Annotated in this window: 29 protein-coding genes; 12 read left to right on the top strand and 17 right to left on the bottom strand. The window is 63.2% G+C overall.

Annotation, left to right across the window (positions count from 1 at the left end; all coding sequences use genetic code 11):
- Positions 1-45: 45 nt before the first annotated feature.
- The 3 genes from rho to hemE form a co-directional block, all read right to left on the bottom strand.
- Positions 46-1311, bottom strand: a complete 1266-nt coding sequence (gene rho, locus NKJ57_RS12135) for a transcription termination factor Rho (RefSeq protein WP_023672113.1) — start codon at positions 1309-1311, stop codon at positions 46-48.
- Positions 1312-1474: 163 nt separating this feature from the next.
- A complete protein-coding gene (hemJ, locus tag NKJ57_RS12130; protein ID WP_023715711.1) occupies positions 1475-2017 on the bottom strand; it encodes a protoporphyrinogen oxidase HemJ in 543 nt (180 codons plus the stop codon).
- Entirely contained in the window at positions 2017-3048 is a 1032-nt protein-coding gene (gene hemE, locus NKJ57_RS12125; RefSeq protein WP_352510738.1) for a uroporphyrinogen decarboxylase, read from the bottom strand. The genes hemJ and hemE overlap by 1 nt, the downstream gene beginning before the upstream one ends.
- A 283-nt stretch (positions 3049-3331) precedes the next feature.
- Between hemE and NKJ57_RS12120 the strand changes: the two genes are divergently transcribed.
- From NKJ57_RS12120 to dnaQ, 5 genes are all read left to right on the top strand, one after another.
- Positions 3332-4270, top strand: coding sequence for a pyruvate, water dikinase regulatory protein (locus NKJ57_RS12120; RefSeq protein WP_460222828.1), 939 nt, complete (start codon positions 3332-3334; stop codon positions 4268-4270).
- A gap of 58 nt (positions 4271-4328) precedes the next feature.
- A complete protein-coding gene (locus tag NKJ57_RS12115; protein ID WP_352510737.1) occupies positions 4329-4928 on the top strand; it encodes a Maf-like protein in 600 nt (199 codons plus the stop codon).
- The gene (locus NKJ57_RS12110) at positions 4921-5748 is read left to right on the top strand and encodes a shikimate dehydrogenase (protein ID WP_352510736.1); all 828 of its coding nucleotides are present in this window, start codon (positions 4921-4923) and stop codon (positions 5746-5748) included. The genes NKJ57_RS12115 and NKJ57_RS12110 overlap by 8 nt, the downstream gene beginning before the upstream one ends.
- 27 nt (positions 5749-5775) lie before the next feature.
- Positions 5776-6360, top strand: coding sequence for a dephospho-CoA kinase (gene coaE, locus NKJ57_RS12105; RefSeq protein WP_352510749.1), 585 nt, complete (start codon positions 5776-5778; stop codon positions 6358-6360).
- A gap of 125 nt (positions 6361-6485) precedes the next feature.
- Entirely contained in the window at positions 6486-7190 is a 705-nt protein-coding gene (dnaQ, locus tag NKJ57_RS12100) for a DNA polymerase III subunit epsilon (protein WP_352510735.1), read from the top strand.
- Between the two features lie 263 nt (positions 7191-7453).
- Here dnaQ and secB read toward each other — a convergent pair whose 3' ends face one another.
- Entirely contained in the window at positions 7454-7954 is a 501-nt protein-coding gene (gene secB, locus NKJ57_RS12095) for a protein-export chaperone SecB (RefSeq protein WP_023672105.1), read from the bottom strand.
- Between the two features lie 164 nt (positions 7955-8118).
- Positions 8119-8619 (bottom strand): FxsA family protein, encoded by a 501-nt coding sequence (locus NKJ57_RS12090; protein WP_023747432.1) that lies wholly within the window; start codon positions 8617-8619, stop codon positions 8119-8121.
- A 196-nt stretch (positions 8620-8815) separates the two neighbouring features.
- On the opposite strand from NKJ57_RS12090, the gene NKJ57_RS12085 reads away from it, so the two are divergent.
- The 4 genes from NKJ57_RS12085 (at position 8816) to NKJ57_RS12070 (ending at position 11583) form a co-directional block, all read left to right on the top strand.
- Positions 8816-9520, top strand: a complete 705-nt coding sequence (locus NKJ57_RS12085) for a Tim44/TimA family putative adaptor protein (protein ID WP_023672103.1) — start codon at positions 8816-8818, stop codon at positions 9518-9520.
- 79 nt (positions 9521-9599) lie between these two features.
- On the top strand, positions 9600-10700 hold the full coding sequence (mltA, locus tag NKJ57_RS12080) for a murein transglycosylase A (protein ID WP_352510748.1): 1101 nt from the start codon (positions 9600-9602) through the stop codon (positions 10698-10700).
- On the top strand, positions 10697-11215 hold the full coding sequence (locus NKJ57_RS12075; protein WP_023692923.1) for a Smr/MutS family protein: 519 nt from the start codon (positions 10697-10699) through the stop codon (positions 11213-11215). Before mltA ends, NKJ57_RS12075 begins: the two co-directional genes overlap by 4 nt.
- The gene (locus tag NKJ57_RS12070) at positions 11215-11583 is read left to right on the top strand and encodes a helix-turn-helix domain-containing protein (protein ID WP_023672100.1); all 369 of its coding nucleotides are present in this window, start codon (positions 11215-11217) and stop codon (positions 11581-11583) included. The genes NKJ57_RS12075 and NKJ57_RS12070 overlap by 1 nt, the downstream gene beginning before the upstream one ends.
- 95 nt (positions 11584-11678) lie before the next feature.
- Here the strand turns inward: NKJ57_RS12070 and NKJ57_RS12065 are convergent, their stop codons facing one another.
- The 4 genes from NKJ57_RS12065 to NKJ57_RS12050 form a co-directional block, all read right to left on the bottom strand.
- A complete protein-coding gene (locus NKJ57_RS12065) occupies positions 11679-11882 on the bottom strand; it encodes a hypothetical protein (RefSeq protein WP_352510734.1) in 204 nt (67 codons plus the stop codon).
- A gap of 358 nt (positions 11883-12240) precedes the next feature.
- The gene (locus tag NKJ57_RS12060; RefSeq protein ID WP_023706944.1) at positions 12241-12858 is read right to left on the bottom strand and encodes a transglutaminase-like cysteine peptidase; all 618 of its coding nucleotides are present in this window, start codon (positions 12856-12858) and stop codon (positions 12241-12243) included.
- 192 nt (positions 12859-13050) lie between these two features.
- Entirely contained in the window at positions 13051-14328 is a 1278-nt protein-coding gene (locus tag NKJ57_RS12055) for a polyhydroxyalkanoate depolymerase (protein WP_023672097.1), read from the bottom strand.
- Positions 14329-14580: 252 nt separating this feature from the next.
- A complete protein-coding gene (locus tag NKJ57_RS12050) occupies positions 14581-14940 on the bottom strand; it encodes a septal ring lytic transglycosylase RlpA family protein (protein WP_023672096.1) in 360 nt (119 codons plus the stop codon).
- 310 nt (positions 14941-15250) lie between these two features.
- Here NKJ57_RS12050 and NKJ57_RS12045 point away from each other — a divergent pair, with 310 nt between their 5' ends.
- Positions 15251-15436 carry a hypothetical protein gene (locus tag NKJ57_RS12045; protein WP_023710328.1) on the top strand — a complete coding sequence of 62 codons (186 nt, stop codon included), beginning with the start codon at positions 15251-15253 and terminating at the stop codon, positions 15434-15436.
- A gap of 233 nt (positions 15437-15669) precedes the next feature.
- Here the strand turns inward: NKJ57_RS12045 and NKJ57_RS12040 are convergent, their stop codons facing one another.
- The 4 genes from NKJ57_RS12040 to NKJ57_RS12025 all read right to left on the bottom strand — a co-directional run bounded on the left by NKJ57_RS12040 (position 15670) and on the right by NKJ57_RS12025 (position 19446).
- On the bottom strand, positions 15670-16473 hold the full coding sequence (locus NKJ57_RS12040) for an ATP-binding cassette domain-containing protein (RefSeq protein WP_352510733.1): 804 nt from the start codon (positions 16471-16473) through the stop codon (positions 15670-15672).
- Between the two features lie 7 nt (positions 16474-16480).
- Positions 16481-17257 carry an ABC transporter permease subunit gene (locus tag NKJ57_RS12035; RefSeq protein WP_352462797.1) on the bottom strand — a complete coding sequence of 259 codons (777 nt, stop codon included), beginning with the start codon at positions 17255-17257 and terminating at the stop codon, positions 16481-16483.
- A complete protein-coding gene (ssuD, locus tag NKJ57_RS12030; protein WP_352510732.1) occupies positions 17254-18423 on the bottom strand; it encodes an FMNH2-dependent alkanesulfonate monooxygenase in 1170 nt (389 codons plus the stop codon). Before ssuD ends, NKJ57_RS12035 begins: the two co-directional genes overlap by 4 nt.
- 69 nt (positions 18424-18492) lie before the next feature.
- The gene (locus NKJ57_RS12025; RefSeq protein ID WP_352498544.1) at positions 18493-19446 is read right to left on the bottom strand and encodes a sulfonate ABC transporter substrate-binding protein; all 954 of its coding nucleotides are present in this window, start codon (positions 19444-19446) and stop codon (positions 18493-18495) included.
- 283 nt (positions 19447-19729) lie between these two features.
- Between NKJ57_RS12025 and NKJ57_RS12020 the strand changes: the two genes are divergently transcribed.
- Positions 19730-20017: a GIY-YIG nuclease family protein gene (locus NKJ57_RS12020; protein WP_023710330.1), complete on the top strand. Its 288-nt coding sequence runs from the start codon at positions 19730-19732 to the stop codon at positions 20015-20017.
- A gap of 136 nt (positions 20018-20153) precedes the next feature.
- On the opposite strand, the gene NKJ57_RS12015 is transcribed toward NKJ57_RS12020, so the two are convergent.
- The 4 genes from NKJ57_RS12015 to tauA all read right to left on the bottom strand — a co-directional run bounded on the left by NKJ57_RS12015 (position 20154) and on the right by tauA (position 23231).
- Positions 20154-20336, bottom strand: coding sequence for a hypothetical protein (locus NKJ57_RS12015; RefSeq protein ID WP_023672089.1), 183 nt, complete (start codon positions 20334-20336; stop codon positions 20154-20156).
- An 80-nt stretch (positions 20337-20416) separates the two neighbouring features.
- The gene (locus tag NKJ57_RS12010; protein WP_023824077.1) at positions 20417-21277 is read right to left on the bottom strand and encodes an ABC transporter permease subunit; all 861 of its coding nucleotides are present in this window, start codon (positions 21275-21277) and stop codon (positions 20417-20419) included.
- Complete coding sequence (locus tag NKJ57_RS12005; RefSeq protein WP_352510731.1) at positions 21274-22065, bottom strand: taurine ABC transporter ATP-binding protein; 792 nt, start codon at positions 22063-22065, stop codon at positions 21274-21276. Before NKJ57_RS12005 ends, NKJ57_RS12010 begins: the two co-directional genes overlap by 4 nt.
- Positions 22066-22217: 152 nt before the next feature.
- The gene (gene tauA, locus NKJ57_RS12000) at positions 22218-23231 is read right to left on the bottom strand and encodes a taurine ABC transporter substrate-binding protein (RefSeq protein WP_023710332.1); all 1014 of its coding nucleotides are present in this window, start codon (positions 23229-23231) and stop codon (positions 22218-22220) included.
- 231 nt (positions 23232-23462) lie between these two features.
- Here tauA and NKJ57_RS11995 point away from each other — a divergent pair, with 231 nt between their 5' ends.
- Positions 23463-23624 carry a hypothetical protein gene (locus tag NKJ57_RS11995; RefSeq protein ID WP_023681206.1) on the top strand — a complete coding sequence of 54 codons (162 nt, stop codon included), beginning with the start codon at positions 23463-23465 and terminating at the stop codon, positions 23622-23624.
- Positions 23625-23974 lie beyond the last annotated feature (350 nt).

Below are 23974 nucleotides of genomic sequence, written 5' to 3'. Positions count from 1 at the left end.
TCCCGGAACGGGGCTTCAATGCGAACCGATGGCCCGACGAGAAGCTTACGTGTTCATCGAGTCGAAGAAATCGGCGTTGGTCTTGGTCTGCTTCAGCTTGTCGATCAGGAACTCGATCGCGTCGGTGGTTCCCATCGGCGCCAGGATGCGGCGCAGGACGAAGATCTTCTGCAGATCCTGCTTGGAGACCAGCAGGTCCTCCTTGCGGGTGCCTGACTTCAAAATGTCCATGGCCGGGTAGATGCGCTTGTCGGCGACCTTGCGGTCGAGCTGGATTTCGCAGTTGCCGGTGCCCTTGAACTCTTCGAAGATGACTTCGTCCATGCGGCTGCCGGTGTCGATCAGCGCGGTGGCGATGATGGTCAGCGAGCCGCCTTCCTCGATGTTGCGGGCTGCGCCGAAGAAGCGCTTCGGCCGCTGCAGCGCGTTGGCGTCGACACCGCCGGTCAGTACCTTGCCGGAGGACGGCACGACGGTGTTGTAGGCACGGCCGAGGCGGGTGATCGAATCGAGCAGAATAACGACGTCGCGGCCATGCTCGACCAGGCGCTTGGCCTTCTCGATGACCATTTCGGCGACCTGGACGTGGCGCACCGCCGGTTCGTCAAAGGTCGAGGACACGACCTCGCCCTTCACCGAACGCTGCATGTCGGTCACTTCTTCTGGCCGTTCGTCGATCAGAAGTACGATCAGATAGCATTCCGGATGATTGGCCGTGATCGAGTGGGCGATATTCTGCATCAGCACCGTTTTACCGGTACGCGGCTGCGCGTTGATGAGCGCGCGCTGTCCCTTGCCGATCGGCGCCACCAAGTCGATCACCCGCGACGAGATGTCCTTGCCGGTCGGATTGTCGATCTCCATCTTCAGCCGCTTGGTCGGATAGAGCGGCGTCAGATTGTCGAAATGGATCTTGTGACGTATCTTTTCGGGATCGTCGAAATTGATCGTGTTGACCTTGAGAAGGGCGAAATAGCGCTCGCCCTCTTTTGGGCTGCGGATCGGCCCTTCGACGGTATCGCCGGTCTTCAAGGAGAAGCGGCGGATCTGCGAGGGCGAGATGTAGATATCGTCGGGGCCCGGCAGATAATTGGCGTTGGCTGAGCGCAGGAAGCCGAAACCGTCCTGCAGCAACTCGACCACACCGTCGCCGATGATCTCGACGTCCTGGGCGGCCAGTTTCTTCAGGATGGCAAACATCAGTTCCTGCTTGCGCATGACGCTGGCGTTTTCCACTTCGAGCGATTCGGCATAGGCGATCAGCTCTGGCGGCTTCTTGTTCTTGAACTCTGCGAGTTTCATTTCTTGCATAGACGGACTCTGAATCTGCTTTGGGGAAAATATATCGGCTGGATGCGATAAATGCCGGGCGCGGCCGAAAGCAATCAAGGGCGGCGCATGACGGGAAGGAAGACCCGTCTTTTATCGTCGGTCGGGGGAAAGAGCAAGCTGCGTTTTGTCGACCGAAACGGACCTAAAACGGCTTGACGACAACCAGGATGACGATGGCGATCATCAGCAATGTGGGGATTTCGTTGACGATTCGCCAGTGCCGCGCCGGTTTTTCATTGCGGTCCTCGGCGAATTTCCTGACAGCACCGGCCAGATAGCCATGCACGCCTGACAGCAACAGCACCAAGCCTATCTTGGCGTGCAGCCAGCCGCCGTGAAAGCCAAACACTTTCCAGGCAAGCCAAAGCCCGAACACCCAGGTGACGATCATCGCCGGATTGATGATGCCGCGCAGCAGACGCCGCTCCATCACCTTGAAGGTCTCCGATTGGACCGACCCCTTCTCTGCGTCGGCGTGGTAGACCAGCAATCGCGGCAGATAGAGCATGCCGGCCATCCAGGAGATGACGGCCAGGATATGGATTGCCTTCGCCCAGGGATAGAAACCCTCAGGCGCAAAGAAAAACAAAAGTGCGGTGAGAACAACCAGCACTCCGATGCCGATGGTCATGCGCATCATCGCCCCACGAGTGCTGTTGCCGCCCGTATTATCCGATTGAGCCATCAGCGTGTCGCGCTCCGCACCTGCTTCACCATCGCCTCGACATGTGCCACCGGCGTCTCCGGCGTGATGCCATGGCCGAGATTGAAGATCAGCGGTCCGTCGCCCAGCGCCTTGAGGATCGCATCGACGCCGTCCGACAGGGCTTTGCCGCCAGCCACGAGCCGCAAGGGATCGAGATTGCCCTGGACCGCACCCGAGCGCTGCAGTTCGCTCGCAGCCGACAGGGGCACGGTCCAGTCGATCCCCAGCCCCGTCACACCGGTCTTCTCACGATAGGTCTCGTAGCGGGCGCCGGCGCCCTTGGGAAAGCCGATGATCGGTACATCGGGATGAACCGCACGAACCTGGCCGACAATCTCCGCCACCGGCTGCACGCAGAACTGCTCGAAAGACGCGTCGTCGAGCACGCCGGACCACGAATCGAAAATCTGCACCACGTCGGCACCGGCTTCGATCTGGCGGATCAAATAGGCCGCGGAGTGGTCGGCGAGCACTTTCAGGAGATGCTTGAAGGCCGTCGGTTCGCGATAGGCAAACAGCCGCGCCGGCGCTTGGTCGGGTGTGCCGTGGCCAGCGATCATGTAGGTCGCCACCGTCCACGGCGCGCCGCAGAAGCCGATCAGCGTGGTCTCGTCAGGCAATCTTGCCCGCAGCCGGCGAACCGTCTCGTAGACCGGTTCGAGATTCACGTGAAACGTTTCACTGTTGAGAGCCGAAATCTCAGCTGCAGTGATTGGCGTCAGCAGCGGCCCGCGGCCCTCCTCGAAGCGGACATCGCGTCCCAGCGCATGCGGCACGACCAGAATGTCCGAGAACACGATCGAGGCATCGAAGCCGAAGCGGTCGATCGGCTGCAGCGTCACTTCGACAGCCAGATCAGGATTGTAGCAAAGATCGAGAAAGGACCCGGCGCGCTTTCTGGTCTCGCGGTACTCCGGCAGATAGCGCCCGGCCTGGCGCATCATCCAGAGCGGCGGCGGAAACACTGCCTCGCCTCTCAGCACGTCCAGCACGATGCGGTTCTCGGGCATTGAGCGCTCTCTTCCCTGCCTTCTCTATAATTAAATAGTCTATTTCTAGAATCTTCTGATTCTAAGAGTCTGTTGGTATCGGTGGTTGTCACCTGTCCCGCTTTGCCCTGGAAAAGGCCAGCCAGCATTTTGTCGCGTGTTTCTTCCGCGGGATTGGCAAAGAGTGTGGATGACCAGGATTCCATCACTGGAGTCAATGGTTTGGCGTAGCCCCTGAAAAACCGCCTCTGTGGATGAAGCGCTGGCAAAAACGCCCGTCCCCAGATTTGTCCCCAGCCGCACAGTGAAGCTGACAGCGCATCGAATTGTGGACAACTGGCCTTCTGATACAGTCGCCTCCAGCCGGTCGCCTTTGCGGCCCCGGTTTATCCACACAAGCCCACAGCCTGAGGCGCCCCCTGTGAACAAACCCCAGAGCTTCTTTCATCTGCACCTAATTTCCGACGCCACCGGCGAGACGCTGCTGGCGGCCGGCCGCGCCGCCTCGGCGCAATATAAGGATGCGCGCGCCATCGAGCATATCTATCCGCTCATCCGCACCGAAAAGCAGGTGGCGAAAGTCTTCGAGGACATAGAGGAGGAACCGGGCATCATCCTCTACACCGTCGTCGACCAGAAGCTGGCGCGCGGCATTGACGAGCGCTGCGCCACCATGGGGCTGCCCTGTGTTTCGGTGCTGGAGCCGGTCCTCACCGTCTTCCAGTCCTATCTCGGCACGCCGGCCGGCCGCCGCGTCGGCGCCCAGCATGTGCTCGACGCCGATTATTTCCACCGTATCGACGCACTCAATTTCACCATGGAGCATGATGACGGCCAGCTGCCGCTCAACATGGACGACGCCGATGTCGTGCTGATCGGCATTTCCAGGACATCGAAGACGCCGACCAGCATCTATCTCGCCAACCGCGGCATCAAGACCGCCAACATCCCGATCGTGCTCGGCGTGCCGGTGCCCGAAAGCCTGGTCGCTGCCACCAAGCCGCTGATCGTCGGGCTGATCGCCACCGCCGAACGCATCTCGCATGTCCGGCAGAACCGCGTGCTCGGCAACAGCAGCACCTACGAAGCGACCGATTATGTCGACCGTGCCTCGATCGCCGAAGAGCTCGCCTATGCCCGCCAGATCTGCACCCGCCACAATTGGCCGATGATAGACGTCAGCCGCCGTTCGATCGAAGAGACCGCGGCAGCCATTGTTGCCCTGCGGGGGAAGAATAGATGATGGGATGGCAACGCGACCTCCTGCCCCAATCAACCACTATCGACCAGGCCCAGAACCCATGACCGAAAAAATCATCCTTGCCTCCGGCAGCCCGTTCCGCAAAGCAATGCTCATCAATGCCGGGCTCGGCATCGAAGCGGTGCCTGCCGACGTCGACGAGCGCGCGCTCGAGGCGCCGTTGCAGGACAGCGGTGTGTCGCCGGAAGATGTCGCCCTGATACTCGCCGAAGCCAAGGCGACCGAGGTCAGCGAACGCAGACCGGGCGCCCTGGTGCTCGGCTGCGACCAGACTTTGTCACTGGGAGATGAAGTGTTCCACAAGCCGGCCGACATGGAAGGCGCCCGCCGCCATCTGCTGGCGCTGTCAGGCAAGACGCATCAGCTGAACAGCGCCGCCGTGCTCTGCCGCAACGGCAAGGTGCTGTGGCGCCATGTCGGCATCGCCAGCCTTACCATGCGCAAGCTCGATCCGGCCTTCGTCGGCCGGCACCTGGCCCGCGTCGGCGCCAAGGCGTTGTCGAGCGTCGGCGCCTACCAGATCGAGGGCGAAGGCATCCAGCTGTTCGAAAAGATCGAACGCGATTATTTCACCATTGTCGGCCTGCCGCTGTTACCGGTGCTGGCGGAATTGCGTGCGCTCGGAGCCATCGATGGTTGAGAAAAAAGCTTTCGTCACCGGCCATCCGATCGCGCATTCGCGCTCGCCGAAGATCCACGGCTATTGGCTGAACACATACGGCATCGACGGCAGCTATCATGCGATCGATGTCGCGCCGGCCGATTTTCCCGAGTTCCTCTCTTCCCTCCAGGCCAATGGCTATCAGGGCGGCAACGTCACCATTCCACACAAGGAAGTCGCCTTTGCCCGGGTCGAGCGCCGCGACGAGGCGGCGGAGATGATCGGCGCGGTCAACATGCTGTGGCTGGACGACGGCGTGCTGTGGGGCGGCAATTCGGACTGGATCGGCTTTGCCGGCAATCTCGACGAGCATGCCCCGGGCTGGGAGAGAAACGCTCCGGCCGTGGTGCTCGGCGCCGGCGGCGCGTCGCGCGCGGTCATCCACGCGCTTAAAGTGCGCGGCATCAACGATATCCGCATCGTCAACCGCACACTGGCGCGGGCGCAGGAACTCGCCGACCGCTTCGGCGCCGGCGTCTCGGCGCATGGCGCGGTCGGCGACTTGCTTGGCGATGCCGGCTTGCTGATCAACACGACGGCACTTGGCATGCATGGCGATGCGACGCTGGCCGCCGATCCGGCCGGCCTGCCAGCTCACGCCATTGTCGCAGACATCGTCTATGTGCCGCTGGAAACACCGCTGCTTGCCGCTGCCCGCGCGAGAAATTTGAAGACGGTCGACGGGCTCGGCATGCTGTTGCACCAGGCTGTGCCCGGTTTCGAACGCTGGTTCGGCAAGATGCCGCAGGTCACGCCTGAGTTGCGACAGATGATCGTCGCCGACATCCTCGCCAAATGATGGGTCGCAAATGATGGGCGCCAAATGATGACCGTGCTCGGCCTCACCGGATCGATCGGCATGGGCAAGTCGACGACGGCGAAAATGTTCGTCGACGCCGGCGTGCCGGTGCATGACTCCGACGAGACCGTGCATCGCCTCTATGCCGGCAAGGCAGCACCTCTCGTCGAGGCGGCCTTTCCCGGCACCGTGATTGCCGGTTCGGTCGACCGCACCGAGTTGGCGCGCCGCGTGCTCGGCAACGCTGCTGCGCTGAAGACATTGGAGGCGATCGTCCATCCGCTGGTGCGGGCCGATGCCGATGCCTTTCTGGCAAGGCACCGCGCCGCCGGCGCGCCGCTCGTCGTGCTCGACATTCCGCTGCTGTTCGAAACCGGCGGCCGCAACCGTGTCGACAAGGTCGTCGTCGTCACCGCGCCGGCCGATATCCAGCGCGCCCGCGTGCTGGCGCGTCCTGACATGAGTGAGGAAAAGCTGGCGGCAATCCTGGCCAAGCAGGTGCCCGACGCCGAAAAGCGCCGGCAGGCCGATTTCGTCATCGACACCGGCGAAGGCATGGACGCCGCCCGCAGCGCGGTCGGCGCGATCATTGCCGAGCTCTCATGGCGCTGAACTCGCCTGCTAACTCCTGGGGGATAAGTCGCGCCCATCAGGCTCCTGACGGCAGGCTGTCGGCATTGCCCATTGCCATTTTGTTCCGCTCCATGATTCTACTCCTCCAGGAGTGGGTTGATTCTATGCGTGAGATCATTTTCGATACCGAAACCACCGGACTCGACATGCGCGACGACCGCATCATCGAGCTTGGCGGCGTCGAGCTGGTCAACCGCTTCCCGACCGGCCGCACCTTCCACAAATTCATCAATCCGCAGGGGCGCGCCGTCCATGTCGAGGCGCAAGCCGTGCACGGCATCAGCGCCGCCGACCTCGTCGGCAAGCCGACCTTTGCCGAAATCGCCGAGGAATGGCTCGCCTTCACCGACGGCGCCAAGCTCGTCGCCCACAACGCCAATTTCGACATCGGCTTCCTCAACACGGAATTCGGGCGGCTCGGCCAGCCGGCCATAGACACCGGGCGCGTCGTCGACACGCTGGCGCTGGCGCGGCGCAAGCATCCGATGGGCCCCAATTCGCTCGACGCGCTCTGCCGCCGCTACGGCATCGACAACGGCCACCGCACCAAGCACGGCGCGCTGCTCGATTCCGAGCTCCTGGCCGAAGTCTACATCGAACTCATCGGCGGCAAGCAGGCCGCACTTGTCCTCGACGCGGTCGTGTTGCAGCTCAACAGCAATGGCGACGTTGCCGACATCGACATCTCGATCGCCGCCAGGCCAATCGCCCTGCCGCCGCGCCTGACCGTGGGCGAGCGAGCGGCGCATGCGGGGCTGGTGGCGACGCTGGGCGAAAAGGCGCTGTGGCTGAAGGTGGCGGCGGGGTGAACGGATCGCGGAGGTAGCGTTCCGTCACACCCCTCTCTGGCCTGCCGGCCATCTCCCCCTCAAGGTGGGAGATCAGCAGCTTCGCCGCTCCAGCCCATTCCTGCAACGTCTAAAGTTGGCGAAGGTCGCGATGACGGCCAATCTCCCCCCTTGAGGGGGAGATGCCTGGCAAGGCAGAGGGGGGTGCTGTCCCGCCAGCATCTCAGTATACAAAAAGCCCGGCACGAAGCCGGGCTTTCAACTCATGCGCGTGACGCTTGCCTTCAGCTCACCTTGACCTTCGATGCCGCCTGGTCCTCGGCCAGCTTCTGCTGGAACATCTGGGCGAAATCGATCGGGTCGAGCATCAGGGGCGGGAAGCCGCCATTGCGGGTGGCTTCGGCGATGATCTGGCGGGCGAACGGGAACAAAAGCCGCGGGCATTCGATGAACAGGATCGGCAGCATGTGTTCCTGCGGGAAGCCGGCGATGGCGAATACGCCGCCATAGACCAGTTCGACATTGAACAGCACTTCCTGGTCGAAGGACGCCTTGGCGTTCAAGGTCAGATTGACGTCGAACTGCTTGTCGGAGAGCGGGTTGGCATTGACATTGACGTTGATCGCAATGCCTGGGGCCTTGTCGCGGCCGCGCAGCGAGTTCGGCGCGCCGGGGCTTTCGAAGGACAGGTCCTTCACATACTGGGCAAGCACGTTGAGCGACGGCTGCGCCGTTTCGCCGTTGCCGTTGGCGGCGCCGACCGGCGCGTCATCTTTGCTGGCCATGAGCCTTGTTCCTTTTGCCTGGACAGCAGCGCTGACCGAATTGAAATCGGGCGTTGGCTAGCATGGTCGGCATGACAAGACAAGGTTTGCCGCCTTCAGGCCGAAGGGGTCGATGTAGCCTCAGTCGTCCTCAAGGCGACGTTCAGTCGTCCTCAAGGTGACGTTCAGTCGTCCTTCAGGCGGCGCCACGGCGAGTTATGGTCGGGACCGCGCTTGAAATCGTCCTCGCGCGAATAGTCGCCGTCGTCGAGGTCGATGACCTTGTCGCGCGACCTGCGGCGAAAACCGCCGGCGGTGAAATCGGTCGCGACGACGATGCGGCCCTTGAGCCTGCGCCAGGCAAGGTCGCGTACCGGCGGCAGGAACAGCAGCAGGCCGATAATATCGGTAATGAAGCCGGGGATGATCAACAGGATGGCGGCGACCACGATCATGGCGCCATGCGCGAGCTGGCGGCTGGGGTCGCCGCCGCCGGCCATCTCGGCGCGGACCCGCGCCATGACACCAAAACCCTGGTGCCGGAGCAGAAGCACGCCGGCAATGCTTGAAGCCAGCACCAGGCCGACCGTGGCGAGCGCCCCGACCTCGCGGCCGACAATGACGAAACCGGCGATTTCCAGCAGCGGCAGCGCAAGCAGGAACAGAGGAAGGAAGGAAATGCGCAAGTCTTGACCGATCGTTTCCATGTTTGCCGGGCGGCGCATAATCGCCGCTGGCACTGAGGCCGTTAGATAGGTATGCCTGCCTTTGATTTGAATGATTGCGCCATGCGTTCTATATGCTTTGCATGTTTAACGCCATGCGACCGCCGCCCGATTGGCTGGCGGTCCCGGCCAGGTCAGGGATTGATTGGCGAAAGTTATGGGATTCTTCGACTTCGGCACCATTTTCTTTCTGATTGCGGCGGTGGTGATCTTTTTCCAGTTGCGCAACGTGCTTGGCCGCCGCACGGGCAGCGAGCGCCCGCCCTTCGATCCGTACACGGCCAGCCGTACCGAGAAGGACGCGACCCAGAAGCCCGAAAATGTGGTTTCGCTGCCACGCAAGCGCATGCCGGGCGAGACGGCTGCCGAGACCTATGCGGCCATCGATGCCTTCGCCAAGCCCGACACCGACCTCAACAAGGGCCTGCGCGCGATCAAGGACAATGATCCCTCCTTCGACCCCAAAGTCTTCGTCGACGGCGCCAAGATGGCTTATGAGATGATCGTCATGGCCTATGCCGATGGCGACCGAAAAACGCTGAAGAACCTGTTGTCGCGCGAGGTTTTTGACGGCTTCGTTGCCGCGATTGGCGACCGCGAGGCGAAAGCCGAAAAGATCCAGTCCTCCTTCGTCGGCATCGATAAGGCCGACATCGTCTCGGCCGAGATGAAGGGCGGCGAGGCCCACATCACGCTGCGCATCGTGAGCGAACTGATTTCGGCGACCCGCGACAAGGCGGGTGCCGTCATCGATGGCGATCCCGAGACGGTGGCCGAGGTCAAGGATGTCTGGACCTTCGCCCGCGACACACGCTCGCGCGATCCGAACTGGAAGCTGGTCGCCACCGAGGAAGAAGACTGAGCCTATGCATGTCGCCCGGTGCGGGCAGCTTTTTTGGGATAGCGACATGCAGGCAAACATCGGCAGTGGCGAGGCTGAGGTGTCGCTCTCGCCGCTTTTCGTGGAAAAGTCCTTCGATGATCTTCCCGGTTGGAATTCCGATGACCATCTGCCCGCTTTCGAAGCCTTCCGCCATTCGGCCTTTCATGTCCTGAACAAGCCCTACCGCACCGGTTCGTTGGGCGTCCGGTTCGACGCGTTTGCCGGCGCTTATGACGAGGCGCGCACCGTTTCGCCGGCGAATCGGTCGGCGGCCAAGGGTTTTTTCGAGCGCCATTTCGCCCCAGTCCAGATTCGATCCGAAAACCCCGGCCTGGTCACCGGCTTCTACGAGCCGGAGGTCGAGGCCTCACCAGTGCGCACGGATGAATTCACCGTGCCGCTTCTGGCGCGACCGGCCGACCTCGTCGACATCGATGACGCCAACCGCCCCAAGGGCATGGACGACTATCTCGCCTTCGCCCGCGATACGCCGCAGGGCCTGGTGGAGTATTTCGACCGCAGTGAGATCGAGAGAGGCGCGCTGGCCGGCCAAGGCCTGGAAATCGCCTGGCTTGCCGACAAGGTCGACGTCTTCTTCATCCATGTGCAAGGTGCGGCCAGGCTGAAGATGACCGACGGCCGGCTTTGCCGCGTCACCTACGCCGCCAAATCCGGCCAACGTTTCAGCGGTCCGGGGAAGATTCTCGCCGAACTCGGCGAAATCCCACTGGAAAAAGTGACGATGCAGTCTATCCGCGCCTGGTTCAGGGCGCATCCGGATCGCGTCGACGAGATCCTCTGGCAGAACGGCTCCTACATCTTCTTTCGCGAAGCCGATGTCGACGATGCCGCACTCGGTCCTATCGCCGCCGCCAAGGTGCCGTTGACGCCCGGCCGTTCGCTCGCGGTCGACCGGCTGCTGCACACATTCGGTACCCCCTTCTACATCGACGCTCCGTCGCTGACCGCCTTCGATGGAAAACCGTTCCGGCGGCTGATGATTGCGCAGGACACCGGTTCGGCCATCACCGGACCGGCGCGGGGCGATCTGTTCGCCGGCTCCGGCGATGCGGCCGGCGAGATCGCCGGCGTGGTTCGCAATGCGGCCGATTTCTATGCCTTGGTTCCACGCGCTCTCGTTTCGGAATCGAATCGATGAACAAGCGCCCCGATAAACTCAATGAAGACGACCGGGTGCTGTGGAACCTGGTGGCGCGCACCGCCCGACCGTTGAAGGGCCGGACTGCGGTCGAGATTCCCGACATTGTCGTCGACCCCAAGCCGGCACAGACGCCGGTCGCTGTCGGTCCGGTCCTCGCCGCCAAGCCGAAGGCGCAGCATGTATCGCACGCGCTGGACGAGCCGACATTGGACAAGCTGAAGAAGGGCCGGCTGCCGATCGAAGGCCGCGTCGATCTGCATGGCATGACCCAGGACGAGGCCTATTCGCTGCTGTTTTCGTTCCTGCACCGGGCCCATGCCGGCGGGGTCCGCTATGTCCTCGTCATTACGGGAAAAGGGTCATCGTCGGGCGGCGACGGCGTCTTGCGGCGCGCCGTGCCTGCCTGGTTGTCGACGCCTGCCTTCCGGCCGCTGGTCTCCAGCCACGATCACGCCGCCCGCAACCACGGCGGTTCGGGCGCGCTCTACGTTCGGCTCAGGCGAACCCGCTGATGACGCCGTTCGGCGAAAAACTGCGGGCGCTTCGAGCCGAGCGCGGCTTGCGCCAGAAGGACATGGCGCAGGCGATCGGAGTCAGCGCCGCCTATCTGTCGGCGCTGGAACATGGCCGCCGCGGCGCGCCGACCTGGACGCTGATCCAGAAGATCATCGGCTATTTCAACGTCATCTGGGACGATGCCGAAGAGCTGGCGCGTCTGGCCGAGGCCTCACATCCGCGGGTGAGACTCGATACGTCCGGCCTCAGTCCTGCTGCCACCGAGTTGGCCAATCTGTTGGCCGAAAACATCGAGAAGCTGGACGAAGCCGAGCTTGCCCGCATCACCGGCTCGATCCGGGCGGCACTGGAGCGGCGTAAGTAGGGCGGCGCCAAGGCCACGAATGCTCATCAATAGGGCCGGCATTTCATCCTGAAGGCGATGCCCGCCGGCCGTTAGCCAGCGGGCATATGGTGAGATTACTTCGCGCCGGCCTGGCCGCCACGGCCGCCAGTGCTGTCATGATCGCCGCGACCGCCACCCAGGCAGTCCGAGGTGAGATCGCAACAGCGATTGCCCCACTGGTTGTTCTTGGCGCAGCCGGTCTGGTCGGCCATAGCGGATCCGGCCAGGGACGATACCGCGATGGCGGCGAGGAAAGCATTACGCAGGAAAGCAGTCATTTGAAGTCTCCATGGTTGGGTTTCTGTTTACGGCTGTGTGTCGCCGCTGGAGACGGTTTGGTTCACGCAGGTAGCGAAATTTTTTGAGGAGGCGTTTCGAGAGATAAGATTTCGAGGGCAGCGCTGCCCTCATCCGCCTGCCGGCACCTTCTCCCCGTAGTGACGGGGAGAAGGGAGATAGCCGCTGCGCCGGCACCTATTCCGCAGCGTTGACCATTGTCGAAATCATTGATGAGGGTGTCTTTCTCCCCGTCATTATACGGGGAGAAATGCCCGGCAGGGCAATGAGGGGCGGCGCTGACTCATCCTGAAGATGGCGCGCGGGCCGATATCCCGCTCGTTCGAAAGCGTCGTGTCCTTACTGAACCGCGCCGACCAGTACCTGCTGGCCGCCGCGGATCGAGACCCAGCGGCCGGTGTTGTCGATGGCCTGCCGCTTGAGGAAGCGATAGCCGGTGGCGTCCCAGATCTTCACCTTGTCGGTCAGATTGTCGAGGACGTAGTCGCCCTTGTCGGTGCGCACGGTCAGCACGGCATGGCCTTCGCCGTCCGGCTTGCGCACGACGGTGATCAAGAGATCGGCCAGCGACACGCCAGAGCGCGAGAGCTGGCGGCGCTTTTCCAGCACATAGTCTTCGCAATCGCCGACGCCCTTGTCGGGATAGGCCCAGACCTCGTCCTTGCCATAGATGTCGTAGTCGCTCATCGGCTTGACGGCGGCGTTGACCCTTGACGTCACGTTGATCAGCTTGCGCATGAAGGCGTCGGTCATCGCGGCGGGGTTGAGGTTGCTCGGCCGGATCGAGCATTCGCCGGGCTGGGTTTTACAGAAATCATAGTGGCCGATCGGCTGCGAGGTCATGCCGCCCGTCGCCATGGCGCCGCCTGCAAGTGCCGGCACTGCCCAGCACACAGAGATCGCCAGCCCTGCTGCCGCCCACAAGCGCAGCGTCCGTGCCATCGGTGAGGAAGTCATTGTCCCCGTTCGCCCTTGTTCTTAACGAAAGGTTAAAGGGGATTTACACTCCGTGTCAATTATAAGGGGAGCCAGATTCTTCGGCATGGTTACCCGCGCCCGCCCAACAGCGTCTATTGTGCAACAGAACGCCTGTGGCGCGCAAAATCGCCCCGCTTTTGCGGGCAATGCACGCTGCAGCCGGATCGAGCCTCAGCTTTTGGCGGAGCGGACCAGCCTTGGTTTCACCGCAACCCTGTTCTGGCGGCCGTAGCTGGTGATGAAATCGACGATGCGCGGCACGATTTCCGAGCGGAATCGCGACCCGTTGAAGACGCCGTAATGGCCGACGGCCGGCTGCATGTAATGCGCATGCCGGTCAGCCGGGATGTTGGGGCAGAGATCGTGGGCGGCCTGGGTCTGGCCGAGACCGGAAATGTCGTCGTTCTCGCCTTCGACCGTGAACAGCGCGACATTGCGGATCGCCTTGGTGTCGACCACCTCGCCGCGATGCGTCATCTCGCCCTTGGGCAGCGCATGGCGCACGAACACCGTGTCGACGGTCTGCAGATAGAATTCCGCCGTCAGGTCCATCACCGCCAGATATTCGTCGTAGAAATCGCGGTGCTTCTCGGCATTGTCGCCGTCATGCTTGACCAGATGCATGAAGAAGTCCTTGTGGGCGGTGATGTGGCGGTCGAGGTTCATGCTCATGAAGCCCGACAGCTGCAGGAAGCCCGGATAGACTTCGCGGCCGAAGCCCGGCACCGGCCAGGGCGCGTGCATGATGACGTTGTCGCGGAACCAGTCGATGCCCTTTTCCTTGGCCAGCAGATTGACCGCGGTCGGATTGCGGCGGGTGTCGATCGGCCCGCCCATCAAGGTCATGGTCGAGGGCACGAAGGGATCGCCGCGCTTTTCCATCAGCGCCACCGCCGCCAGCACCGGCACCGAAGGCTGGCACACCGCCATCACATGGGTGTCCGGCCCCAGCGCATGCAGCATGTCGATGATGTAGTCGATATAATCGTCGAGGTCGAAATGGCCGTCGGTCACCGGAACCATGCGGGCATCGACCCAGTCGGTGATGTGCACGTCGGCATAGGGCAGCATCGCCTCGACCGTGCCGCGCAGCAGCGTCGCATAATGGCCCGACATCGGCGCCACAATGAGAAGCTTGGGGTCGGCCTTGCGCCCGGCGGGCACCGACCGCTCGAAGCGGGTGAGATTGCAGAACGGCCGCGACCACACGGTCTTTTCGCTGACCTCGACGCTCTTCCAGTCGACCACGGTCTTGCTCAGGCCGAAATGCGGCTTGCTGTAGCGGCGCGTCGTGCGCTCGAACAGTTCGGCCGTGGCGGCGACCGAGCGGCCCCACGGCGTATGCGAAAACGGATTGAGCGGGTTGGTGTAGAACAGCCGCACTGCATCGGCATAAAGCCGCGCGGGCTGCAGGGCGGCATGGTTCATTTCGTAGAGCTGGTAGAACATCAGGTACTCCGCAGCTGCCGTGACCGAAGGGACGACGGACAGCGCCGAGCCTTGAATGTCTCGCGCGGAGGTTAACAAGATATTGCTGCGATGCAATACGTCACGTGGCGTGACATATGCCAATCTTTCGTCCAAGGCATTGAGAAACCGCGTTGGGCGGGTGCAGCCGGCTCAATGTGCACTGCAAAACGCAAGGCTGTTGGACAACGGGGCAGGATGTGTCCGGCCCGATCGGGCCGGACTTGGACAGATCTAGACGCGCGCCATGCACACCGAGGTATGGCCGGAGCCGATGAAGCCGAGTTGGCCGGCGGCGCCCTTGGACAGATCGAGCACGCGCCCTTTGATGAACGGGCCGCGGTCGTTGATGCGCACGATGACGCTGCGGCCATTATTCTGGTTGGTCACTTTCAACTTGGTGCCGAAAGGCAGGCTGCGGTGCGCGGCGGTCAGCGCCGACGGGTTCATGCGTTCGCCATTGGCGGTCCTGGAATGCAGTGCGTACCAGGAGGCGCGGCCGCACTGGCCAGCGGCGGAGGAGGCGGATGCACCGACCATTAGGCCAGCCGCGATCGTTACCGCGACAAGCGCGGTCTGGTTTGTTTTCTTCATGTTGGGGGGATTGGCTCCGTTTTCGACAGACCCCAGCCGTTAAGTGTCGAATAAGGCAGGAAATGCGGCAAGCATCGGGCAGTTCCGTGGCACCGGCACACGTTTGGAGTCGCTGGGAAACAGTTTGTCAGGCATCTTTCGTGTGGCGCAGCCGTATCTCCGGAGATATTGCGAGCTGTTTCACAGATTCCGTGAGCAAGGCAGGACGTTATAGTACAAGTAGAAGAGAGCGCGATTGGGCGCCGTCCTTTCGCTCTGTCATCACGGTCATGGCGCAGTTGACGATCGACTTCGGAAAGGAATCTTGGCGATGAGACTGTTCAGATATCTGCTGGCGCTGATCGTGCTCGCCATTGGCGCGCTGTGGTCGCTGCAGGGCATTGGCGTGGTCGGCGGCAGTTTCATGACCGGCCAGTCGCAATGGCTCTATATCGGCATCGTGACCATGCTGGTCGGTTTCGCCGGGCTGGTATGGGCGAGCCGTTCGCGGGGGTGAGTTGCGACGAAAAATCGACCCACACAGATCGACCCCCACTCCGTCGAGCTTCGCTCGACACCTCTCCCCCGATCGACGGGGGAGAGGAAAGACGGAGTGGGGGAAGGCGCTGGTCAAACCCGCAGTCGCAAACAGGCACAACCCGGCGAGCAAGAAAACAGCCACCCCATATTGCCGGTCCATTCTGTTACCTATCTATCCGGCTCGGATAGAATGCCCTGCCCGCGACAGCACTACCCGAACAGCTGATCCAGAATCCTTCCCTCCAGCCTGGCAAGCTCGACCGAACCGCGCCGGCGCGGCCGCGCCACCGACACGTCGAGATCGAGCGCGATGCGGCCCTCGTCGATCACCACCACCCGGTCGGCGAGCGCAACCGCCTCGGCGACGTCATGCGTGACCAGCACGGCGGTGAATTTTTGCTCCAGCCAGATGCGTTCCAGAAGCTGCTGCATTTCGATGCGGGTCAGCGCATCGAGTGCGCCGAGCGGCTCGTCGAGCGCCAGAATCTTTGGCTGTCCGATCAGTGCACGCGCCAGCGCCACGCGCTGCTTCTGGCCGCCCGACAGCACCGAGGGCCATTCGTCGGCGCGGTCGGCGAGGCCGACTTCACCCAGGATGGCGAGCGCGCGCCGCCTGGCTTCCGCACCGGTGGCAAGCCCGGTCAGCCCGACCTCGACGTTTTTCACCACGCTGGCCCAGGGCAACAGCCGCGGCTCCTGGAACATGAAGCGGCTCTCTTCGCCGGCGCCGGCCTTGGCTTCCGGCCCGAATGTCAGCGATCCTTCCGTCGGCCGGTCGAGCCCGGCCAGCAGCCGCAAAAGCGTGCTCTTGCCGCAGCCGCTCTTGCCGATGACGGCAACGAACTGCCCGACCGGCACGTCGAGATCGATGCAGTCGAGCACGACCTTGTCGCCAAAGCGCTTTTCCATGCCCTTGAAGGCAAAGGCGCGCTGCCTTTCGACGGCCTCCTCCGGCCGTGACGGTTCCGGCGCGGCGACGAAGGAACGGATGGCGGTCAGGCTGGCGGTTGGCATCGAACCCTCAGGCGTTCTGGAAGGCGGGATGCCAGCCGAGCGACAGCCGCTCGAGCAGGCGGGCGAAGCTGTCGGCAAGCTTGCCGAGCAGCGCATAGATCAGGATCGACAGCACGACCACATCGATCAGCAGGAATTCGCGTGCCTGCATGGCCATGTAGCCGAGGCCGGAACTGGCCGAGATGGTTTCGGCAACGATCAGCGTCAGCCACATGATGCCCAGCGCATAGCGCAGGCCGACGAAGATCGCCGGCAGCGCGCCGGGCAGGATCACCTGAAAAAACAACGCGCGGCGGTCCATGCCGTAGACCCGGCCCATCTCGACCAGATGCGGGTCGACGCTCTGGATGCCGAGCAGCGTGTTGACGTAGATCGGGAAGAACACGCCGAGCGCCACCAGGAACAGTTTTGCTTCCTCGTCGATGCCGAACCACAGGATGACCAGCGGGATCAGCGCCAGATGCGGGATGTTGCGGATCATCTGCAGCGTCGTGTCGGTCAGGCCGCGGCTGAGCGCCGACAGCCCGTTGGCAAGGCCGAGTGCAAAGCCGATCGAGCCGCCGATGGCAAAGCCGGCCAGCGCGCGCAGCGTGCTGACGCCGATGTTCTGTATCAGCTCGCCCGACAGCGTCAGCCGCCAGAAGGCCTCGGCCACCGCGCTCGGCGCCGGCAGCACATTGGCCGGCATCACGCCGGCGCGGCTGGCGGCTTCCCAGCCAATTATGACCAGCGCCGGCAGCAGCCAGCCGATGCCGTTCTGTTTGACGCGCCGGGCAAAACTCACGACGAGGCCTGCAGGCGGTTGGCGCCGTGGAAGCCGACGGCGAATTCATTGGCGATGTTCTCATGCGCCCGTGCCCGCCTGGTGCCCAGGCCGAGACGCGGGAACAGAAGCTCGGCGACACGGTAGGCTTCCTCGAGATGCGGGTACCCGGAGCCGATGATGGTGTCGATGCCGATCGCCTGATACTCGCGGATGCGCTCGACGATCTGCTCCGGCGAGCCGACCAGCGCGGTGCCGGCGCCGCCGCGCACCAGGCCGACGCCGGCCCACAGATTGGGTGACACCACCAGCCGGTCGCGGCGGCCGCCATGCAGTTCGGCCATGCGCCGCTGTCCCACAGAGTCCATCTCCCTGGTGAAGCGGGCCTGGGCATTTTCGATCTGGGCATCGGTGACGTGGCTGATCAGCCGGTCGGCGGCGCGCCAGGCCTCTTCCTCGGTCTCGCGCACGATGAAATGAAGCCTGATGCCGAAACGCAGTTTGCGGCCGCGCCGTTCAGCCTTTTTGCGCGCCGCGCTGAGTTTTTCCGCCACCTGCGCCGGCGGCTCGCCCCAGGTCAGGTACATATCGACGAGATCGGCGGCGAGCTCCTGGCCGGCATCGGACGAGCCGCCGAAATAGAGCGGCGGCCGCTCCTGTTGCGGCAGAAGGTCAAGGCGGCCATTGTCGACGCGGTAATATTTGCCGTTGAAGTTGACGCTCTCGCCCGACACCAGGGCGCGCCAGATGGTCAGGAACTCTTGCGCCTGCGCATAGCGCTCATCATGCGGCAGGAACACGCCATCGCCGGCAAGCTCGGTCGGGTTGCCGCCGACCACGACATTGAGCAGCAGGCGGCCATTGCTCAGCCGGTCGAGCGCCGCCGTCTGGCGCGCCGCGAAGGTGGGCAACGTCACGCCGGGCCGTAGCGCCACCAGGAATTTGAGCTTTTCCGTCAGCGCTGCAAGGCCGGAGGCGGTGATCCAGGAATCCTCGCAATTCTGCCCGGTCGGCAAAAGCACGCCGGGAAAGCCGAGCCGGTCGACCGCCTGTGCGATCTCCTTGAAGTAAGCGAACTCCGGCGGCCGCTGCTGCTGTTCGGAGCCGAGATAGGAGCCGTCGCCATGCGTCGGGATGAACCAGAAGAAATCGAGCGGGCTGGCTTGCGGATTGTCTGGAGCGGTCATGACGAAATCCCTGAAGCGTGAAACGGCCAAAGGCGCCGGGCGTTTCCGCCCGCCGCCGCACGTGAAAAATCAATTGCCCGGTGCGGTCCACACGGCGTCGGAGATGCGCACCGCATTCGGGATCAGCTTGTGCTTGTAGAAGCGATCGGCGGTCGCCTGCTGGCCGGCGATGATCTCGTCGGTGATCGGGAAGATGCCGAATTTGGTGCGATTGGCGGCGATCGTCTGCGCGTCGAGCGGCACGCCGGTCACCTCATGCAGCGCCGCGGCGACCTTGTCGCGGTTCGCGTCCGCCCATTTCGCCGCCACGCCGAGCGCCGCTATCGTCGTGGTGATCGTCTCCGGATGCGCCTTGGCAAAATCCTTGTTGGCGAGGAAATAGGTGTTCACCTTGAGCACCTCGCTGGAGCGCGCCAGCACGCGCGGCTGGTAGCGTGTCTCGGCGATGGCGTAGAACGGATCCCAGACCGCCCAGGCATCGATCTGGTCGCTGGCGAAAGCCGCCGCGGCATCGGCCGGGCTGAGATAGACCGGGGTGATCTGGTCGAAGGGGATGTTTGCTTTTTCGAGTGCCGCGACCAGCAGATTGTGCGCGCTGGTGCCTTTGCCGACGCCGATGCGCTTTCCCTTGAGGTCGGCGAGCGACTGGATCGGCGATGCCGGCTTGACGAAGATCGCTTCGCCGTCGCCATTGGCCGGCAGTGCCGCCGCATAGACGATGTTGGCGCCGGCCGACTGGCCGAAGATTGGCGGTGCGTCGCCGGTCCAGCCGACATCGATGGCGCCGACATTGAGCGCCTCGACCAGCGGCGGGCCGGCGGTGAATTCCACCCATTTCACCGCGACACCCTTGTCGCTCAGCGCCTTCTCGATCACCTGCTGCTGCCGGGCGATGACCGGCAGGCCGGTCTTCTGATAGCCGATGTTGAGCTGCTTCAACTCCTGCGCCGAGGCACTGAGCGAGGCAGCAATGCCCGCCGCCAAAAGGCCAAGGCCGAAAACGCGTCTGGTCAGGCTGAACATGATCCCTCTTCCTTCGCTGCGAACCGGCGCCGGGAAGGGCTCCCTGCCGTGGATGAGAGACAAGGCTAGGTAGGTCTATAAATTTAGTAGAGAAACGATTTTGCGAGTTGGCTGCTTGACGTGGAAATATTTTCTTCAGAACCCAGCGCTCGTCATCCTAGGGCGAAGCAAGGAGCGAAGCGACGCGGCGCAGACCCTAGGATCCATGCCGTGACGTTTGCCGTAGAGTGGAACGGATCAGAATGTCGCTTGTGCGCGAACCGAGGCTCGATACCCTGAAACCATGACCGGCTACGTCTACATGACTGCAAGCCAAAAACGCGGCACGATCTACATCGGCGTCACCAACGATCTCGCCCGCCGCATGCCTGAACACAAATCCGGCCAGGGCGCAGGCTTCACCAGCCGCTACGGTGTTCAACGGCTGGTCTGGTATGAGGAATTCTTCGACATCACCGATGCCATTCAACGCGAGAAGTCGCTGAAGCGATGGCCGAGACAGTGGAAGATCGAACTGATAGAGAAGGCCAATCCGGAGTGGTTTGAGCTGTTTCGCGGAACCGGGTGGTAGGCGCCCGGTTTGTTGCTCCCCTGGAGCGTAGCATCAGCGTCTCGGCATGGATCCTAGGGTCTGCGCCGCGTCGCTTCGCTCCTTGCTTCGCCCTAGGATGACGAAATCGCGAAGGCTGGCGCTAATCACCATCACCTCACTGCGACCAATACTGCCAGGCCCAGTAAAATCCCTCGTCGCGTGGCGGCAGGCGGTCGCGTTCGGCGTCGAGTTGCACCGGGGCCGGCGATTTCGGTTGCGGCTGCGACGACGAGTTCTCCCGCCAGGCGAGCAGCCAGTTGCCGAGGTGGGCGAACAGCACCGCGGTGGACTGGGTCATGACATCACTCCTTCTGTTCCGGATCGGCGGTCGCCGTGCTGCGAAGGGAAGCAGCCGGTCAAACCGGCAGAAACTTGTTGTCATTCCTTTCCCGCCCACGGAACCAGCTGACGCTCGATCCGGCGGATGATGAATTCCAGCACGAAGGCTATTGTCGCGATCACCACTATTCCCATCACCACGACATCGGTGACCAGGAACTGGGCGGCCGACTGGATCATGAAGCCGAGGCCGCGCGTTGCCGCCACCAGCTCGGCTGCAACCAGCGTCGACCAGCCGGCGCCGAGCGCGATGCGCAGGCCGGTGAGGATCGACGGCAGCGCGCTGGGCAGGATAACATGGCGCACCACTTGGCGCTGCGTCGCACCAAGCGAACGGGCCGCATCGATGCGCTCCTTTGAGACACCGCGCACGCCCGAGGCCGTCGACAGCGCCACGGGCGCCAGCATGGCAATGGCGATCACCAGGATCTTTGACGGCTCGCCGATGCCGAACCAGATGATGACCAGCGGCAGATAGGCGAGCGGCGGGATCGGCCGCAAAAATTCGAGCAAGGGATCGAAGATGCCGCGCCCGACCGTCGAAATGCCCATAGCCAGCCCAACCGGAACGCCGATGACGATGGCCGCGAGCAGCGCCGCGAACACGCGGCCGAGGCTGGCGACGATGTGCTGGAGCAAAGTCGCGTCGACGAAGCCGTCCTTGATCACCACGATGAACTTGGTCCACACGGCAGCGGGCGACGGCAGGAACACCGGCGACACCAGTTGCAGGCGCGCAGACAGCGCCCATGCCGCCAGCACGACCAGGATGGTGACGGCGCTGATCGCCCGCGAGGAAACCCCGCGCCGCTTCCGCACCGGCCGCGACCACGGCACCGAAATGGCATCGGCCTCGCCGGTCCCGGTGGCCGGCCGCTCGCTGTAGGAGGTGACGCTCATGCCGCCTCTCCTTCGAAGATCGCATCGGTCAGCTCGCCGCGCGCCGCGGCAAAGACTGGATCGGCCTTGATGGCGCGGATCGGCTCGCCTGCGGCATAGCGCCGGCTGAAGCCGGTTTCGAATGTCCGCACCACATGGCCAGGTCCCGGCGCGAGCACGACGATGCTTGTGGCCAGCACCAGCGCCTCCTCGATGCCATGCGTGACCATCAGCACGCCAACCCGGCTTGCGGTCCACAGGTCGAGCAGCGTCGTCTGCATGCGCTCGCGCGTCAGCGCATCGAGCGCGCCGAGCGGTTCGTCGAGCAGCAGGAATTCCGGTTCGGCGGCAAGCGCACGGGCGAGGCCGACGCGCTGGCGCATGCCGCCGGACAATTCCCAGATGCGTTTGTCGCCGACGCTGTCGAGCTTGACCAGCGCCAGCAACTGGTCGGCGCGGCGCGCCCGCTCGGCTTGCGGCACGCCGCGTAGCCTGAGCGCAAAGGCGACGTTTTCACGAGCCGTCAGCCAGGGAAACAGCGCATCGTTCTGGAACACGACCGCCCGGTCGGAGCCTGGGCCGGTGATCGGCCTGCCGCCGATCGTGGCGACCCCGCGCGCGGGTTCGACCAGGCCGGCGGCGACATTGAGCAGCGAGGTCTTGCCGCAGCCGGAGCGGCCGACCAGCACGACGAAATCACCCTTGGCGACATCGATGGAAACTCGGTCGACCGCCGGCGCTGCTTGGCCGTCATAGTGAACCGAGACCTTGTCGAGTACGAGATGCGGGTCGAGTACGAGATGCGGCATGAAAAGGGGCTCCGGAAGAAAATCAGCCTGCCCCGGCCCGGTTAAGCGGATCCGGGACAGGCAGCACGCGGCGTCAGGGAAGAAGAACCGCGCGTGGCACTAGAGCGCCGCGTGCCGCTGGGGCACGAAAAGGACGCTCTAAAACTCAGCTGTCAGTTCGAGGCCAGAGCCTCGGTCACGTATTTCGACGACACGTATTTCGAATAGTCGGGCAGCACGGCGTCGATCTTGCCCTGCTCCTTGAGGAAGGCCGAAGCTGCCTCGATCGCCTTGACCGTGCCGCCGCCGAGGAATTTGTCGGAAGCCTGCTCTTCCAATGTCGGGAAGACGTAACCCTTGAGGAGCTGCGGCACCTCTTCCAGTTTGGCGCCGGTGATCTTGGCGATCTTGGCCGCTTCCGGCGACGAAACCGACCATGCCTCGGGCTTGGCCAGGAACTGGGCATAGGATTCGCCGGTCACCTTGACGAAATCGCGCACGGCGTCCGGGTTCTTTTCGGCGAAGTCGGTGCGCACGATCCAGGCGTCAAAGGTCGGCGCGCCCCAGGCGGCAACCTGCGAGGAATCCAGCACCACCTTGCCTGTCGTCTTGATCTGGCCGAGCGCCGGATCCCAGACATAGGCCGCGTCTATGTCGCCGCGAGCGAACGCGGCGGCTATTTCCGGTGGCCTGAGATTAAGGATTTCGACCGACTTCGGGTCGACGTTTTCGTGCTTCAGCGCGGCAAGCAGGCTGTAATGCGTGGTCGACACGAACGGCACCGCCACCTTCTTGCCGGCGAGGTCGGCGATCTTCTCGATGCCGGATCCATTGCGGGCGACCAGCGCCTCGGACTGGCCGATCAGGCCGACGACAAAGATGGTCTGGATCGGCAGTTCGCGGCTGGCGGCCGCGGCCAGCGGACTCGAGCCGACATATCCGATATCGACCGAACCGGATGCGACGGCGGCGATGACATCGGCGCCGGAATCGAATTTGCGCCAGTCGATCGTGGCCTTGGTCGCCTTTTCATAGGCGCCGTCGGCCTGCGCTACTTTGGAAGGTTCGACCACCGTCTGGTAGCCGATGGTGATGTTGAGGTCCTGCGCCTGGGCCGGGCCGAGGAAGGCCGCACCCGCCAAAGCTGCCGACGACAGGAGGACAATGCGTCGCGAAATGCTGGACATGAAAGGCTCCATGAAAAATGAGAAAAACCGGATGCCTGTTCATAGTCAGCTAATTCTATCATTCTTGTAGAGTTAAATCCTTCCAAGCAAGAAGCACTTGTTAGAAAAAAACCACCGGCTGATGCGGGCGCGGTGACCGGCCCGTGCCGAACCGTGCGCAAACGCAAACGGCGCCCCCAAGGTGCTGAAGAGTTGGTGGTCCTGCCAACCCTCCTACGGAAGAGGCCTGATTTGGTGCTCGGCGCGCCGCTTGCGGCCTGCCGCAGGATCGATGTCGAGCCGTTGAGCCTCACCGACTTCCGCAGCGACGGCCACCGCTGGATGCTGCGGTCAAGCGGCGTGCCGGTGGCCGCCAAGGCCGCCCGGCCTCAGAGCGGCAAGGCGGCGTCCTGATATCGGGCGCAGGGCGGCGCCCGAGTTGTCGGGAGTCATGTTTCGCCGATCCGCGGGCTGCGACCCAAAATTCCCGGCAAAGCCCCAAATGGCGCAAATCCATGCTGTAAAAGACGGTTGATTTGAAAACACGTTCCGCGTGTTCGAGGGTAAGTATAGTAATCTTATCGACATTGGGAGCAGGAGCCGCCGCTCATCGCCGCAATCGCTCGCGGCTGGCTGTGACCTTAACGGCACAAAGCCTTGCTAAAGTGGCCCCTGCGGCGTGAAAACGAAGCAAAATCAAGGTTTCTCGGCTTGTATATCATGTCAGTAGAATTTATGTGTCGAAGCAGCTTGCACGCGGCGGG

It is taken from the genome of Mesorhizobium sp. M0077, from assembly GCF_040322955.1.
In the GTDB taxonomy this organism is placed as follows: Bacteria; Pseudomonadota; Alphaproteobacteria; order Rhizobiales; family Rhizobiaceae; genus Mesorhizobium.
Note: the sequence above shows the minus strand (reverse complement) of the source record. Positions and strands in the feature narration are given on the sequence as shown.